General features: G+C 61.5%; 13 protein-coding genes, 1 tRNA gene and 1 pseudogene. 9 read left to right on the top strand and 6 right to left on the bottom strand.

What is annotated here, in order from left to right; translation table 11 throughout:
* The 3 genes and pseudogenes from J5M56_RS03035 to J5M56_RS03025 form a co-directional block, all read left to right on the top strand.
* A pseudogene (locus J5M56_RS03035) lies at window positions 1–203 on the top strand (peptidase M15); the annotation flags it as partial.
* Window positions 204–274: 71 nt separating this feature from the next.
* Window positions 275–583 (top strand): transcriptional regulator, encoded by a 309-nt coding sequence (locus J5M56_RS03030; protein ID WP_186476718.1) that lies wholly within the window; start codon window positions 275–277, stop codon window positions 581–583.
* 49 nt (window positions 584–632) lie between these two features.
* Window positions 633–1,517: a pseudouridine synthase gene (locus tag J5M56_RS03025; RefSeq protein WP_060476633.1), complete on the top strand. Its 885-nt coding sequence runs from the start codon at window positions 633–635 to the stop codon at window positions 1,515–1,517.
* Between the two features lie 75 nt (window positions 1,518–1,592).
* Here the strand turns inward: J5M56_RS03025 and J5M56_RS03020 are convergent, their stop codons facing one another.
* Entirely contained in the window at window positions 1,593–3,158 is a 1,566-nt protein-coding gene (locus J5M56_RS03020) for a PAS domain-containing methyl-accepting chemotaxis protein (protein WP_060476634.1), read from the bottom strand.
* 216 nt (window positions 3,159–3,374) lie between these two features.
* Entirely contained in the window at window positions 3,375–6,116 is a 2,742-nt protein-coding gene (gene acnA / locus J5M56_RS03015; RefSeq protein WP_186476719.1) for an aconitate hydratase AcnA, read from the bottom strand.
* 223 nt (window positions 6,117–6,339) lie between these two features.
* On the opposite strand from acnA, the gene rlmM reads away from it, so the two are divergent.
* The 3 genes from rlmM to pdxB all read left to right on the top strand — a co-directional run bounded on the left by rlmM (window position 6,340) and on the right by pdxB (window position 9,082).
* Window positions 6,340–7,404 carry a 23S rRNA (cytidine(2498)-2'-O)-methyltransferase RlmM gene (gene rlmM, locus J5M56_RS03010; protein WP_186476720.1) on the top strand — a complete coding sequence of 355 codons (1,065 nt, stop codon included), beginning with the start codon at window positions 6,340–6,342 and terminating at the stop codon, window positions 7,402–7,404.
* Between the two features lie 232 nt (window positions 7,405–7,636).
* Complete coding sequence (tusA, locus tag J5M56_RS03005) at window positions 7,637–7,879, top strand: sulfurtransferase TusA (RefSeq protein ID WP_060476637.1); 243 nt, start codon at window positions 7,637–7,639, stop codon at window positions 7,877–7,879.
* 60 nt (window positions 7,880–7,939) lie between these two features.
* The gene (pdxB, locus tag J5M56_RS03000; RefSeq protein ID WP_186476721.1) at window positions 7,940–9,082 is read left to right on the top strand and encodes a 4-phosphoerythronate dehydrogenase PdxB; all 1,143 of its coding nucleotides are present in this window, start codon (window positions 7,940–7,942) and stop codon (window positions 9,080–9,082) included.
* Between the two features lie 155 nt (window positions 9,083–9,237).
* On the opposite strand, the gene J5M56_RS02995 is transcribed toward pdxB, so the two are convergent.
* Entirely contained in the window at window positions 9,238–9,411 is a 174-nt protein-coding gene (locus J5M56_RS02995; RefSeq protein ID WP_207869625.1) for a PA1571 family protein, read from the bottom strand.
* 204 nt (window positions 9,412–9,615) lie between these two features.
* On the opposite strand from J5M56_RS02995, the gene J5M56_RS02990 reads away from it, so the two are divergent.
* Window positions 9,616–11,379 (top strand): ABC transporter transmembrane domain-containing protein, encoded by a 1,764-nt coding sequence (locus J5M56_RS02990; protein ID WP_207869623.1) that lies wholly within the window; start codon window positions 9,616–9,618, stop codon window positions 11,377–11,379.
* 58 nt (window positions 11,380–11,437) lie between these two features.
* Here J5M56_RS02990 and J5M56_RS02985 read toward each other — a convergent pair.
* Window positions 11,438–11,514: transfer RNA gene (locus tag J5M56_RS02985), tRNA-Pro, on the bottom strand.
* Between the two features lie 81 nt (window positions 11,515–11,595).
* Window positions 11,596–11,817, bottom strand: coding sequence for a YgdI/YgdR family lipoprotein (locus tag J5M56_RS02980; protein ID WP_054903110.1), 222 nt, complete (start codon window positions 11,815–11,817; stop codon window positions 11,596–11,598).
* Window positions 11,818–11,996: 179 nt separating this feature from the next.
* Between J5M56_RS02980 and moaB the strand changes: the two genes are divergently transcribed.
* Together moaB and glp are read left to right on the top strand one after the other, a co-directional pair.
* On the top strand, window positions 11,997–12,536 hold the full coding sequence (moaB, locus tag J5M56_RS02975; RefSeq protein WP_060476640.1) for a molybdenum cofactor biosynthesis protein B: 540 nt from the start codon (window positions 11,997–11,999) through the stop codon (window positions 12,534–12,536).
* The gene (gene glp, locus J5M56_RS02970; RefSeq protein WP_186476724.1) at window positions 12,520–13,746 is read left to right on the top strand and encodes a gephyrin-like molybdotransferase Glp; all 1,227 of its coding nucleotides are present in this window, start codon (window positions 12,520–12,522) and stop codon (window positions 13,744–13,746) included. Before moaB ends, glp begins: the two co-directional genes overlap by 17 nt.
* On the opposite strand, the gene J5M56_RS02965 is transcribed toward glp, so the two are convergent.
* The gene (locus J5M56_RS02965) at window positions 13,735–14,982 is read right to left on the bottom strand and encodes a glycosyltransferase family 4 protein (protein WP_207869621.1); all 1,248 of its coding nucleotides are present in this window, start codon (window positions 14,980–14,982) and stop codon (window positions 13,735–13,737) included. The genes glp and J5M56_RS02965 overlap by 12 nt on opposite strands.
* Window positions 14,983–15,013 lie beyond the last annotated feature (31 nt).

The raw sequence follows: 15,013 nt of genomic DNA, 5'->3' as shown, positions 1-15,013 counted from the left end.
TCACTGGCCTGGCTGCCGACTTCACCGTCTTCGATGTCGACAATCGCGAGGTGGTACGCCGGGTGAGCGAAAGTGGCGTGGCATTCGACCAACTGATCCTGGAGTTCGATAGTTGGGTGCATCTGTCAGTCAGTCTGGCCGCGCCTCGTCGCCAAGTGCTGACCATCCGCAAAGGAACCGGTTACCTGCAGGGCCTGCATTAGATCCTAGGTCGATTGACGGCGCTGCCTCACCCTCCGTATGCTGTATATAAATACAGTGTTAAGGTGATCTCATGCTCAACGTCGAGCAACTCAAGTACAGCGTCAACCGCATGCCAGTGGAGCGGGTGTATGACGCAATGCTGGAATTGCGCCTCGAAGGCTTGGTCACAGGTGACCGCACGCCATTCGGCAAGGTGCATTTCAATACCTGCTTCGCCGAAATCGAGGCGCTGTTCCAGCGCGCTGGTTACCACCGAGGGTTGGATGTTGTGGGGTATCAAGGCTTGGTCTACGCACTCTATGACCCTGGCCGTTGGGAAGCCGTACAGGTACTGCGCTGGTTGAAGGCGCACAGCGAAGCGGCAGTTGTGACTGGTTGAGGCCCCGACCTTGGGGGATAATGGCCAGCTTTGACGCTTGAGCCTTGCCATGACCCCGCCTTTCGACCCCGCTCAACAGCAAGCCAGTACCGTCTGCCTTCCGCCTGGGAATTGGGCCACGGTGCTCGACTGCCTGTGCGACCATTTCAAGGCTATCGAGCGCGCTCAGTGGCTCGACCGTTTTACCCGTGGCCGCGTATTAGATGCCCAGGGCAGGCCGATCGCGGCCGAGTTGCCATACCGTCGTGGGATGCGCATTCACTATTTTCGCGAAGTGCCGAACGAGCGGCCGATCCCGGTGCAGGAAACCATCCTGCATGTCGATGAGCACCTGGTAGTGGCCGATAAACCGCACTTTCTACCGGTGACACCAACCGGTGAGTACGTTGAGCAAACCCTGCTGCGCCGCCTGATCCGTCGGCTAGGTAACCCGCACCTTGTGCCGTTGCACCGCATCGATCGGCATACGGCCGGCCTTGTGCTGTTCTCCGCCAACCCGCAGACACGCAGTGCTTATCAGCGCTTGTTCCCGGAGCGTCGTATCGACAAGCATTATCAGGCCATCGCTGCTGCCTTGCCGCAGCATACCTTCCCCTTGATACACAAAAGCCGTCTGGAGCATGGCGAACCCTTCTTCCGCATGCATGAAGTGCCAGGGCAGGCGAACAGCGAAACCCTAGCCAAGGTGCTGGAAAAAAATGGCGAGCTTTGGCGCTACGGTTTGTCGCCAGTGACCGGCAAGACCCACCAGTTGCGCGTGCACATGGCCGCCTTGGGGGCGGGCATCTGCAATGATCCGTTTTATCCGCAATTGCTTAAGGAAGACGATGATTACCAGCGGCCATTGAAGCTGCTGGCTCAGCGCTTGTGCTTTGCAGACCCATTGACCGGCGAGCAGCGTGACTTCCAGAGCCAGCTATCGCTGGATTGGTGAGGCATCTGGTGTACCCACCAAAAGCGGCGGTCGGCTAGGCGAGGCCGCTCTTGAGGGTGCTGCGCTGGCAATCGGTCAGCGGTTGAAACGCTCCACCAGCGAATACTGGGTTCCGGCTGTGCTCGTCAGTTCCTCGCTAAGCTGCGCCGAATGCTGCGCCTGCTCGGCGGTCTGGTCGGCCAGTTCTGCGATGGTGCTGATGTTGCGGCTGATCTCGTCAGCTACTGCAGTCTGCTCTTCGGTCGCGGCGGCAATCTGGGTAGCCATGTCAGTGATATTGGCCACCGCCTCGCTGATGCCTACCAATGCCTGGTCCGCTTGCATGACCCGGTCCACGCCTTCCTGGGCCTGGCGGTGGCCGGCTTCCATGGTGAGCACGGCATTGTTGGCCGTCTGCTGCAGTTTGGCGATAAGGCCGTGGATCTGCCCGGTCGATTCGGCAGTGCGCTGGGCCAGCTGACGGACTTCGTCGGCAACCACGGCAAACCCACGGCCCATCTCGCCGGCGCGGGCCGCTTCGATGGCTGCGTTGAGTGCCAGCAGGTTGGTTTGGTCGGCGATGCCTTTGATCACATCGACCACGCCGCCGATTTCGTCGCTGTCCTTTGCCAGTTGGGTCACGGTCTGGCCGGTTTCGCCCACAGACGTGGACAGACGCTCGATGGCTTCGCGAGTTTCACCGGCGATCTGCCGGCCCTGGCTGGTAAGGCGGTTGGCTTGCTGGGTCGCGTCAGCGGCGCGCTGCACGTGGTTCGCCACCTCCTGAGTGGTGGCGGCCATTTGGTTGACGGCGGTGGCGACCTGTTCGGTCTCCACGCGCTGTCGCTCCAGGCCCGATGAGCTCTTGTGCGCCAGAACATCGGACTGGCGTGCCTGGTCACTGAGATGCTCGGCGCTATCCTGCAGGCGAGTCAGGCAGGTTTTCATGCGCGCGTCCTGGCTGAGCATGGCCATCTCCAGGCGTGCCTGTACCCCACGGCTATCGGTGTACATCTGCGCGATCAGTGGGTCTGAGGTGGTCTGTTCGGCCAGACGCAGCAGGCGTTTGAGGCCACGTTGCTGCCAGCCAAGGCCAAGCAGGCCCAGCGGTACAGAAAGCCCGGCAGCCAAGGCAAAGCCCCAGGAATGGCCAAGCCAGTTGCCGATCAGGAAACCGACCTGGCTGATCAGAATGAACGGCAGCCAGTCCTGCAGCACCGGCAACCAGCGGTCACGACGGGGGATGGCAGTTTTGCCATCGTTCAGGCGCTGGTACAGAGCTTCAGCGCGGCGGATCTGTTCGGCGCTGGGCTTGACCCGCACCGACTCGAAGCCAACGACTTGGTTGTTTTCGAAAATCGGGGTGACGTAGGCATTGACCCAATAATGGTCGCCGGATTTGCAGCGATTCTTGACGATACCCATCCATGGCAAGCCTTGCTTGAGCGTTTGCCACATATGGGCGAACACAGCCGTAGGCACGTCGGGATGGCGTACCAGGTTGTGGGGAGCACCCAGCAGCTCATCGCGAGTGAAGCCGCTGATCTCGACGAAGGCATCGTTGCAGTAAGTGATCACACCTTTGGCATTGGTGGTGGAGATCAACCGCTGTTGGGCAGGGAAAGTCCGTTCCCTTTGGGTAACCGGCTGGTTGTTGCGCATGAGCTGAATAGTCCGTGAGGCTTTGGACAGATATCGGCAAGCCACCGGTTTTATTGAATGAATATTTGATTTACTTGATTTATAGCAGTTAGCCACTATGGCAGGTGCGATAGTGAGTGCGGAGCATGGACAGCAGAATACATCGCCACGATGCTGAAGGATCGAGCGCCGCTGGGGCGGCGTTCGATCTTCACTGGCTGGCAGATTGGCAGACAATCAGCTGCTGATCATTTGCCGCAACACGTAGTGCAGAATTCCTCCGGCTTTGAAGTATTCCACTTCATTGAGGGTATCGATACGGCACAGCACCTCAATCTGCACTTGCTGGCCATCCTCTCGGGTAATGCGCAGCGGCAGGCTCATGCCGGGCTTGAGTTGCGCCCCGGTCAGCCCCAGCAGGTCAACTTGCTCTTTGCCTGTCAGCCCCAGTTGCTTGCGATCTTGCCCGGCCTTGAACTGCAGCGGGAGCACGCCCATGCCCACTAGGTTGGAGCGGTGGATACGTTCGAAACTCTCCGCCAACACCGCCTTGACCCCCAGTAAATTGGTGCCTTTGGCTGCCCAGTCGCGGCTGGAGCCGGTGCCGTATTCCTGGCCTGCGATCACCACCAGGGGTGTACCTTCGGCTTGATAGCGCATGGCGGCGTCGAAGATCGAAAGCTTCTCGCCACTGGGAACGTGCACAGTGTTACCGCCTTCTTCGCCACCGAGCATCTCATTGCGGATGCGGATATTGGCGAAGGTGCCGCGCATCATCACTTCATGGTTACCGCGCCGCGAGCCGTAGGAATTGAAATCCCGGGGCTCCACACCTTTGCTGCGCAGGTAATGGCCGGCAGGGCTGTCAGCCTTGATGTTGCCTGCCGGGGAGATATGGTCAGTGGTGACCGAGTCGCCGAGCACGGCAAGAATCCTGGCACCCTGAATATCCTTGATGTCGGGTAAAGGCCCGCCGATGTCATCGAAAAACGGTGGGTGCTGGATGTAGGTAGAGTCGTCCTGCCACACGTAGGTTGCCGCCTCGGGCACCTCGATGGCCTGCCATTGGGCATCGCCGGCGAAGACCTCTGCGTATTCCTTGTGGAACATTGCGGTGTCGACTTTGGCCACGGCGTCAGCGATTTCCTGCTGGCTGGGCCAGATATCGCGCAGGTATACCGGCTGGCCATCCTTGCCGGTGCCCAGTGGGTCTTTGGTCAGGTCAGTGCGCACGGTGCCCGCCAGCGCGTAGGCGACCACCAGCGGTGGCGATGCCAGCCAGTTGGTCTTGACCAGCGGGTGTACGCGCCCTTCGAAGTTGCGGTTGCCCGAGAGCACCGAGGCCACGGTGAGGTCGGCACCGGCGACAGCTTTCTCGATCGCCTCGTCCAGCGGCCCGGAGTTGCCGATGCAAGTGGTGCAACCGTAGCCGACCAGGTCAAAGCCCAATTGGTCGAGGTAGGGGGTCAGCCCAGCGGCTTCATAGTAGTCGGTCACAACCTTCGAGCCGGGTGCCAGCGAGCTTTTGACCCAGGGTTTGCGTTGCAGGCCTTTTTCCAGTGCTTTTTTTGCTACCAGCCCCGCCGCCATCATTACGCTGGGGTTGGAAGTGTTGGTGCAGGAGGTGATTGCGGCAATGACCACGGCGCCATCGCGCAGGGTATAGGTTTGACCTGCATGGCTATATTCGATTTCGCCCGCCTGGTCGGCGTTGCCGACGGCCACGCCGCCGCCGCCCTCACTCTCTAGGCGGCCCACTTCCTTGGCCAGCGGCTTGGGCTGCAGCTCGATGAAGTGGTCGAAGGCCTGACCCACCTGGCCGAGGGCCACACGATCCTGTGGCCGCTTAGGCCCGGCCAGGCTGGCCTCCACGTCATGCATGTCCAAGGCGAGGGTGTCGCTGAACAGCGGCTCCTGGCCTGGCTCGCGCCATAGCCCCTGGGCTTTGCAGTACTGTTCGACCAGTTGCACCGCTTCGTGCGGGCGGCCGGACAGGCGCAGGTATTGTAGGGTTACTTCGTCGACCGGGAAAAAGCCACAAGTCGCCCCATACTCCGGGGCCATATTGGCGAGGGTCGCGCGGTCGGCCAACGGCAGATCGGCCAGGCCATCACCGTAGAACTCGACGAACTTGCCCACTACGCCTTTCTTGCGCAGCATTTGGGTCACGGTCAGAACCAGGTCGGTGGCGGTGATCCCTTCGCGCAGCTTACCGGTCAGTTTGAAGCCGATCACTTCAGGGATGAGCATCGACACTGGCTGGCCAAGCATGGCCGCCTCCGCCTCGATGCCCCCCACGCCCCAGCCGAGCACGCCGAGGCCGTTGATCATGGTGGTGTGCGAATCGGTGCCGACCAAGGTGTCCGGGAAGGCGTAGGTGCGACCATCGGTTTCAGCGGTCCACACCGTGCGCCCAAGATATTCAAGGTTGACCTGATGGCAGATGCCAGTACCTGGCGGCACTACCCGGAAGTTGTCGAATGCGCTCTGGCCCCAGCGCAGGAACGCATAACGCTCGCCATTACGCTGCATTTCGATGTCAACGTTTTCGGTAAAGGCTTGTGGTGTGGCGTAGCGGTCGACCATCACCGAGTGGTCGATCACCAAGTCCACTGGCGACAATGGGTTGATCCGCTGCGGGTCGCCGCCGGCTTTGGCCATGGCGGCACGCATCGCGGCCAGGTCGACCACGGCCGGCACACCTGTGAAGTCTTGCATCAGTACCCGCGCCGGGCGGTACTGAATCTCGCGGTCTGAGCGACGCTCCTGCAACCAGCCTGCAAGGGCGTGCAAGTCGTCGGTGCTGACGGTTTTGCCGTCCTCCCAGCGCAGCAGGTTCTCCAGCAGGACCTTGAGCGACATGGGCAGGCGCTGCAGGTCGCCAAGCTGCTGGCTGGCTTGGGCGAGGCTGTAGTAGTGATAGGTGCGGTCAGCCACCTGGAGGGTCTTGAGGGTGTTCAGGCTATCTAGCGAGGGCATTGCCAACTCCTTGTGCGGCGGTGCCCGGCATCACGGGGTATTTGCCGGTGCTACCGCGCTGTTTCGGCCCGCACGGCACGGGCCTGGCTGAAAGGTCAGGTTAGCCCCGTTTGGTGCCCCTGACTCTTTTCTGGACCGGCGGGGCATGTCGCTGGTTCCGATCTTCCTTTATCATCGCCGCCCTGCCGGCGCCTGTGGTGCGCCCGCCGTTGTGGAGTGAGAGATGAATACCCTGTTCATGCATTGCCGGCCCGGTTTCGAGGGTGAGGTCTGCGCCGAGATTAGCGAACATGCCGCCTTGCTGGGTGTGGCCGGCTATGCAAAGGGCAAGCCGCAGAGCGCTTGTGCCGAGTTCGTCTGTGCCGAGGCCGATGGGGCTGAACGCCTGATGGCCCACCTGCGCTTTGCCCAACTGATCTTCCCGCGCCAGTGGGCGCGTGGCAGCTTCATCGAGCTACCAGAAACCGATCGCATCAGCGTGCTGCTGGAGCATCTGGCCGGGCCCGCAGTCTTCGGCAGCCTGTGGCTGGAGGTGCTGGACAGCAATGATGGCAAGGAACTGTCTACCTTCTGCCGCAAGTTCGAGGCACCGCTGCGCAAGGCCTTGGAAAAGGCAGGCCGCCTGGTCGATAACCCAAGCCTGCCGCGCCTGTTGCTGACGTTCATCAGCGGCCGCCGCGTGTTCGTTGGCGTAGCCGAGGCGAACAACTGCGCACTCTGGCCAATGGGTATCCCGCGCCTGAAGTTCCCGCGCGAGGCACCTAGCCGCTCGACGCTGAAGCTGGAAGAGGCCTGGCACCAATTCATCCCACGTGATCAGTGGGAACAGCGCCTGAATGACGACATGACCGGGGTCGACCTTGGCGCTTCGCCGGGTGGCTGGACTTACCAGTTGGTGCGCCGTGGCATGCTGGTGACGGCCATCGACAATGGACCGATGGCCGAAAGCCTGATGGACACTGGGCTGGTACAGCACTTGATGGCCGATGGTTTCACCTGGCAGCCGAAGCGGCCGGTGGACTGGATGGTCTGCGACATCGTCGAAAAGCCGGCCCGCACCGCTTCGTTGATCGAGACCTGGCTAGGTGATGGGCTCTGCCGGGAGGCAGTGGTCAACCTGAAGTTGCCGATGAAGCAGCGCTATGCTGAGGTACGGCGCTTGCTTGACCGCATGCAAGCAACCTTCAAAGCGCGCAAGGTCAAGGTATCGATTGCCTGCAAGCAGCTGTATCACGACCGCGAAGAAGTCACGTGCCACCTGCGCAGGTTGGACATCAAGCAACGTTGATTCAACTGCTCCATTTTTTGCTTGTGCTAGCAAGCGCGCGATTGCCCTGGCGACTCAGATTGCGACTTCAAGAGGCCTGCGCTTGGCCTGCTGAAGTCGCATTTGGCGTTTGCTGAATTACCGCGTACTTGAGCTTAAGCAAAACACCAGCAGTTCCAAGAGCGGTTACATGACTGGCTATTGGTCCTGGCGGCCCTATGCGCCACAATAGCGATCATTTGCGGAGCCCTCCATGACCGATTTCACCCCCGATGCCATCCTCGACGCCACCGGCCTGAACTGCCCGGAGCCAGTAATGATGCTGCACCAGCACGTGCGTAACCTGGCCGCTGGCGGCCTGCTCAAGGTCATCGCTACCGATCCGTCGACCCGTCGTGACATACCCAAGTTCTGCAACTTTTTGGGCCACGAATTACTTCAGCAGCATGAAGAGGCAGGTACGTACCTGTACTGGATCCGCAAGAAGGCCGACTGAGCCGCGCTGGAACACGCCTCGCGTAGCGCCTACACTGCGCTCCCCAGACAGGAGAGCGCCATGCTGATAGTTGCCGACGAGAATATCCCGCTACTCGATGCCTTTTTCGAAGGCTTCGGCGAGATTCGCCGTTATCCCGGCCGCAGCCTCGACGCTGCCAGCGTTAAGGACGCCGATGTGCTGCTGGTGCGTTCGGTGACCAAGGTCGACCGTCAACTGCTCGAAGGTAGCAAGGTGCGCTTCGTCGGTACCTGCACCATCGGCACCGACCACCTGGACCTGGACTATTTCGCCCACGCGGGCATCCACTGGAGCAGTGCCCCGGGTTGCAACGCCCGCGGGGTGGTCGATTACGTGCTGGGTAGCCTGCTCACTCTGGCCGAGCTGGACGGCGTGGCATTGTCCCAACGCACCTACGGCGTGGTCGGCGCCGGCGAGGTGGGTGGGCGGTTGGTACGTGTGCTGCGCGGCCTGGGGTGGAAGGTGCTGGTCTGCGACCCATTGCGCCAAGCCACCGAGGGCGGCGATTTCGTCAGTTTGGCGACCCTTCTCGAACAATCCGATGTGATCAGCCTGCATACTCCGCTGCAACGTGGCGGTGAGCATCCGACCTGGCACTTGCTGGGTCAACCACAGCTTGCTCAACTACGCTCCGGCGCCTGGCTGATCAATGCCAGCCGCGGGGCCGTGGTGGATAACGCGGCGCTGCGGGAACTGCTGCTCGATCGCCCGGACGTGCATGCCGTGCTGGACGTTTGGGAGGGCGAGCCGCAGGTAGACCTGGAGTTGGCAGACTTATGCACCTTGGCCACGCCCCACATCGCCGGCTACAGCCTGGATGGCCGTCAACGCGGTACGGCGCAGATCTATCAAGCCCTGTGCAACTTCCTGGGTGAGGCCCAGAAAGTACGCCTGGCCGACCTGCTGCCACCATCGCCATTGGCGCACATTGAAATCGATGGCAGCGCAGACCCCGATTGGGCCTTGGCGACGCTCTGTCGGGCCGTGTACGACCCTCGTCGTGATGACGCCGATTTGCGCCGCAGCTTAAGCGACGATGCGGCCAAACAACGCGCAGGGTTCGATCAGTTACGCAAGCAATACCCCGCGCGGCGCGAAATCGAAGGGCTGGCAGTGCGCGTGCGGGGCGAGGCGCCGCAGTTGGTACAGCTGGTCCACGCGCTCGGGGCTGTTCTATCCTGACTGGCGCAACCCGCTTGGCAAATCAAAGACCCGGCATCAACCCCTGATGCTCTTCGCTTAAGACCGACTTCGTCTGGCTGGGGCTGTCGCGCAGCCCCAAAGTTTCTGAGTGAAAAGCTTCAGGTGACAACACCGGGTACTAAAGGGCTGATCCTTCAGCCTTGGCGGGCTTTCTTCACCCGGCTTTGTTCAAGCTCCTTGCAAGCTTGTTGGATCATCTGCTCGGTAATCTCGACCTCACGCCCCTGGCCATCGATGATCGAACCACAGGGTTTAGGCTGGTGGTTGCTCTGGGTTTTCGGCGTTTGGCTGCCATGTTGCAAACTCATTGCATATCTCCTCATCAGCTTCAGGCTCAAGTTAACGTTTTGCTAAAACTGGACCGTTGCAAGAATTCAACGAGCACTAATGCTGTCCAGTCCACCAGAAACCGCAGCAAAGCTCCAGAGGCGTTTTAGAACGAAGAGCTATAGGCGCTACAGAGTGGATGCAGTGGTAGTCTTCAGATGTCCTTGTCATCTGTGGTTCCTGCCATGCCCGATCCGGCTCACTTATCACAACGCCGCGCTTTGCTGTTGACCTGGCGTTTCCTGCATCCCTATCGGGGCCGGGCGCTATTGGCGTTGCTGGCGCTGGTGGTTACTGCGGCCATCACCTTGTCCATCGGGCAGGGCATCCGCCTGTTGGTCGACCAAGGTTTCATTACCGGCTCGGCACACCAACTCAACCAGACCGTCGGGCTGTTTCTGTTGCTGATACTGGCGCTCGCGGTCGGTACGTTCAGCCGTTTCTACCTGGTGTCTTGGATCGGTGAACGCTGCGTGGCCGACATTCGCAGAGCAGTGTTCGATCACCTGGTGGGCCTGCACCCGGGTTTTTTCGAAGAGAACCGCAGTTCCGAGATTCAGTCCAGGCTGACTGCCGACACCACCTTGCTGCAATCGGTGATTGGCTCGTCGTTATCGATGTTCCTTCGTAATGCACTGATGGTTGTGGGTGGTGTGGTGCTGCTGTTCATCACCAACCCCAAGCTCACCAGCATCGTCGTGGTAGCCCTGCCGTTGGTGCTGGCCCCAATCCTGCTGTTCGGCCGTCGCGTACGGCGGCTGTCGCGCCAGAGCCAGGATCGGGTGGCCGATGTGGGTAGTTACGTTGCCGAAACCTTGGGGCAGATCAAGACTGTGCAGGCCTACAATCACCAGGCACGGGATCGTGAACTGTTCGCTGAAACCGTAGAGGCCGCGTTTGCCGTAGCCCGCCAACGTATAGCCCAGCGTGCCTGGCTGATCACCCTGGTGATCGTGCTGGTCTTGGGTGCGGTCGGCGTGATGCTGTGGGTAGGTGGCATGGACGTGATCGCAGGACGTATTTCGGCCGGTGAGTTGGCCGCGTTCGTGTTCTACAGTCTGATCGTCGGCAGCGCCTTCGGCACCTTGAGCGAAGTGATCGGCGAGTTGCAGCGCGCCGCAGGTGCAGCCGAGCGCATCGCTGAACTGCTTGCGGCTACCAGTACGATCCGCGCCCCAGAAACGCCGAGGCCCACGATTAATACGCGTGCCAGCGGCCGCATCGAGTTGCAGCAACTGACCTTTGCGTACCCCTCGCGGCCTGCGGTGGCCGCCATCGATGACCTCACCCTCACCATCGAACCGGGCCAGACCCTAGCGCTGGTGGGCCCCTCGGGGGCGGGAAAGTCAACCTTGTTCGACCTGCTGTTGCGCTTTTACGACCCGCAACAGGGGCGCATCCTGCTCGATGGCCAACCCATCATCACGCTGGTGCCGGAACACCTGCGCGGTCAGTACGCCCTTGTGGCGCAGAACCCTGCGCTGTTTCGCGGTACGGTCGAAGCCAACATCCGCTATGGCCGGCCCGAGGCGAGCTTGGCCGAGGTCGAGGCCGCGGCCCGTGGCGCCCATGCCGACACGTTCATCCGCCAGCTGCCGCAGGGGTACCAGACGTTGCTGGGGGAGGGGGGAATTGGCCTTTCCGGCGGGCAAAAACAGCGCCTTGCCATCGCCCGCGCTCTGTTGGTAGATGCACCGATCCTGCTCCTCGACGAGGCCACCAGCGCCCTCGATGCGCAAAGCGAGCACTTGATCCAGCAAGCGCTGCCACGGCTGATGGCTGGGCGCACCACGCTGGTAATCGCCCATCGCTTGGCCACTGTGCAACACGCGGATCGGATCGCGGTGATCGACCAAGGGCGGCTGGTCGCGGTCGGTACGCACCGGCAGTTGATCGAACAGAATGCTTTGTACGCTCGCCTGGCGCAGCTGCAGTTCAGTACGGGATAGAATCCCCGACCTGATGCACAACAAAAAGCCCGCATAAGCGGGCTTTTCGACATGATTTTGGTCGGAGAGACAGGATTCGAACCTGCGGCCTTCTCGTCCCGAACGAGACGCGCTACCTGGCTGCGCTACACTCCGATGAACAAAATCCTACTGCAGCGATTTTTCCGGTGCAAGCCCTTGTCGTTCGAGGGGGCAATACCGAAAAATCGGCCTGTATCAAAGCTCCTTGACGGTGCGAACCTGGTCTTTGTTCAGGCGCGTACGTTTGCCGTCAAGCTGTTCGAATTCGTAGAAACCGGAGTCCTCGTCATAGGAGGGGGTATCCACTGCCTGGATTTCGCGACCGTCGTTCAGGGTGATCACGGTTGGCGATGCACAGCCAGCGAGGGCGCCGAGGCCCAAGGCAAGCAGGAAGGCGGGAAGGGTCCGTTGAATCATCGTGTTTCTCCAGTGCGATGGTGCAAGATGTCTGTATGACGCAAAGCGTCCGGGCAAGTTCCTTTCACATTCCAGCATAGCCGCAAGTGCGCAACATTGACCTGTGCCTGCCTGCGCTGTCGCCACAGCAGGCTGTGATATAACTGCCACCCATCATCTTTAACCTGCGACGGACCCCCATGAAAGCCAAGGCAGATACCCCCTTCGTAGCGCTGAACATTGCCGTGCTGACGGTCAGCGACACCCGTACCTTCGAAACCGACACGTCCGGGCAAACCTTCGTCGACCGCCTCAGCGCCGCTGGCCACACCCTGGCCGCGCGGGCACTGCTCAAGGATGACCTGTACAAGATCCGCGCCCAGGTCGCGACCTGGATCGCTGACGAAAACGTGCAGGTGGTACTGATAACCGGGGGTACCGGCTTCACCGGCCGTGATAGTACTCCAGAGGCTGTCGCTTGTTTGCTGGATAAGCAGGTCGAAGGGTTCGGTGAGTTGTTCCGGCAGATTTCGGTGGCCGATATCGGCACTTCCACCGTGCAGTCGCGCGCGTTGGCTGGGCTGGCCAATGGCACCTTGGTGTGCTGCCTGCCCGGCTCGACCAATGCCGTGCGTACTGGTTGGGACGGGATTCTCGCCGAGCAGCTGGATGCCCGCCACCGGCCTTGCAACTTCGTCGCCCACCTGAAACAGGCAGCGGCCTGTGCCCCTCGTGGCTGAGGTGCCTGCCGCCCAGCCACTGATGCCGGTGGAACAAGCCCTGGAACGTCTGTTGACGCTGGCCGAAGCTGCGCCGATCAGCGACACCGAATGCGTAGCATTGGCGCACGCCGAAGGCCGCGTGCTGGCCTGCGACCTGGTGGCCAGCCTTGACCTGCCGCCGTGGCCGAACAGCGCCATGGACGGGTATGCCCTACGCCTGGCCGATCTTCAGGGTGAGCCTCTTCCTGTAAGCCAGCGCATCTTTGCCGGGCATGCTCCAGCGCCGCTGCAGGCAGGTACCTGTGCACGCATTTTCACCGGTGCACCTATGCCGGCTGGCGCCGACTGTGTCGAGATGCAAGAGAACACACAAACGTTGGAAGACGGCCGGGTCCGCTTTCTTCAGGCCCTGGCGCCTGCGCAGAACGTCCGGCCCCAGGGCCAGGAGACCTGCAAGGGCGAGCAGGTGCTGGCCAAAGGAACCCGGCTTGGGCCCATCGAGTTGGGGTTGGCGGCGAGCCTGGGCCACGAGCAGTTGCAGGTAGTGCGGCGGGCGCGAGTGGCGGTACTGTCCACTGGCGATGAACTGGTCGAGCCTGGCTTGCCGCTGGGGCCTGGCCAGATCTACAACAGTAACCGGCGCCTTCTGGTCAGTTGGTTGCAACGCCTGGGTTGCGAAGTGAAGGACATGGGCATCCTGCCCGATGACCTGGCGCGTACTCGTGCATGCCTGGCGGGCTTGGGTGATGTCGATCTCATCCTCTCCACCGGCGGGGTATCGGTAGGTGAGGCCGATTACCTGGGCGCCGCTCTGCGCGAAGCGGGCGAGCTGGCTTTGTGGAAATTGGCGATCAAGCCCGGCAAGCCACTGACCTTCGGGCATTACCGCGGTGTGCCGGTTATCGGCCTACCCGGCAATCCTGCCTCGACCCTGGTTACCTTCGGTCTGCTGACACGGCCCTATCTGCTGCGCCGCCAAGGCGTTTGCGACGTTACGCCGCTGCGTTTCGATGTAGCTGCTGGGTTCCAATGGACCAAGGCCGGCACCCGACGCGAGTACTTACGCGGGCGCATCGAAGGTGGTCAGGTGCATATCTACAAGAACCAGAGCTCCGGCGTGCTGCGCAGTGCTGCCTGGGCCGATGGATTGGTGGAGGTGCGCGAGGGCACGACCCCCAAGCCCGGTGACAGCGTGTCGTTCATACCCCTGAGTGAGCTACTCGGCTGAGCCTTCGAGCAAGCCGCACCGGCCCTGTGGAGCGTTGGCCGTTGCGGCTTGGGTAAGGCGCATGTGCACGGTTGCAAGCTGCTGGGCGACCACGCCCCAGTCATGCCGAGTACGCGCGAACTGGCGGCCCGCTTCACTCATCTGACGCATGCGCCAAGGTTGGTTGAGTAGCTGCGTGATCATCAGCGCCAATTGGTCGCCGTCATCACTGCCCAGGTAGTGCTCACCGTTGTTGGCGGCCAGGCCCGATATCCCTTTCTCGGTGCTGATCACCGGCAGCCCGGCGGCCATGGCTTCGAGGATCTTCACCTTGGCGCCACCGGCATAGCACAGCGGTGCCAAGAACATTGCGCAGCGGCTTTGCAGATCGCGAAGGTCGGGGCGGTAGCCCACCCACTCGATACGTGGGTCATTCCAGCGCAACTTCCAGCTGGCCGGCAAGGCATGCCCGGCGACGGCCAACCGTACCGCTGGGTTGCCCTGCCAGACTTGGGGCATGATTTCTTCCAAGGCCCACTCGATGGCCTCGAAATTGGCAGCGCACTCGAAATTGCCAACGAACAGCAGGCGCTGGCTGTGCAGGGCAGGCTGAACGCTCTGGTAGTAATCGCAATCGACGCCATTGACCACGACATTGACCGGGCGGCCGCTGATCTGGCTGATCAGTTCGGCATCATGCGGGCTTACAGCGACCACTTCGGTGGGTTGGCGTAGCACGCGCTGCTCCCAGCGCCGGTAGCGCCATCGGTCGAAGGCGTTGAGCGGGCGAAGCCACACGGGCAGGCGATCATGACTAGCAGCACCGGTCACCGATTCGAGGTTGTGTTCACTGAGCATGTAGGGCAGCCCGCGGGCCTGCAGTGCTTTTTCAAAAGGCTGGAAACCGTAGCTGTGTTCGATCTGGATGACATCCCAAGGCTCTTCTAACAACTGTTCGAACTGGTGCCGCAAGCTGGGCGCCAGGCCATTGATGATGGCGCGCATCGGGTAGTCGATGATGGGTGATGCAAACAGGTTGAGCGGGCTGTGCAGCGGGCGTCTGGGTAGCACGATCAGGCGTTCGAGCAAGGGCTCGAGGGCTTGGCGGGCAGCATCGCATAAGGGGATTTTCGATTGCACCAGCAAAGTGATCCGGTGGCCCTGCTGCGCGAGTGCGCGCAGCAGGTGGTATTGCCGGGTCTTGCTGCCACTGGTGGTGGGCCAGGGGAGATAGGGCAGTGTCCAGAGAACGCGCATGACCCGGAAACCTCGCTGCAGGCTGCGGACG

Origin of the sequence: Pseudomonas sp. 51_B (genome assembly GCF_017491595.1) — a bacterium.
GTDB classification, from domain to species: domain Bacteria; phylum Pseudomonadota; class Gammaproteobacteria; order Pseudomonadales; family Pseudomonadaceae; genus Aquipseudomonas; species Aquipseudomonas promysalinigenes.
This window is presented reverse-complemented; position numbering and strand designations above follow the sequence as displayed.

Coding starts and splice junctions, on each gene's coding strand:
- J5M56_RS03030 (WP_186476718.1), top strand. CDS start 275: ATGCTCAACGTCGAGCAACTCAAGTACAGCGTCAACCGCATGCCAGTG.
- J5M56_RS03025 (WP_060476633.1), top strand. CDS start 633: ATGACCCCGCCTTTCGACCCCGCTCAACAGCAAGCCAGTACCGTCTGC.
- J5M56_RS03020 (WP_060476634.1), bottom strand. CDS start 3,158: ATGCGCAACAACCAGCCGGTTACCCAAAGGGAACGGACTTTCCCTGCC.
- acnA (WP_186476719.1), bottom strand. CDS start 6,116: ATGCCCTCGCTAGATAGCCTGAACACCCTCAAGACCCTCCAGGTGGCT.
- rlmM (WP_186476720.1), top strand. CDS start 6,340: ATGAATACCCTGTTCATGCATTGCCGGCCCGGTTTCGAGGGTGAGGTC.
- tusA (WP_060476637.1), top strand. CDS start 7,637: ATGACCGATTTCACCCCCGATGCCATCCTCGACGCCACCGGCCTGAAC.
- pdxB (WP_186476721.1), top strand. CDS start 7,940: ATGCTGATAGTTGCCGACGAGAATATCCCGCTACTCGATGCCTTTTTC.
- J5M56_RS02995 (WP_207869625.1), bottom strand. CDS start 9,411: ATGAGTTTGCAACATGGCAGCCAAACGCCGAAAACCCAGAGCAACCAC.
- J5M56_RS02990 (WP_207869623.1), top strand. CDS start 9,616: ATGCCCGATCCGGCTCACTTATCACAACGCCGCGCTTTGCTGTTGACC.
- J5M56_RS02980 (WP_054903110.1), bottom strand. CDS start 11,817: ATGATTCAACGGACCCTTCCCGCCTTCCTGCTTGCCTTGGGCCTCGGC.
- moaB (WP_060476640.1), top strand. CDS start 11,997: ATGAAAGCCAAGGCAGATACCCCCTTCGTAGCGCTGAACATTGCCGTG.
- J5M56_RS02965 (WP_207869621.1), bottom strand. CDS start 14,982: ATGCGCGTTCTCTGGACACTGCCCTATCTCCCCTGGCCCACCACCAGT.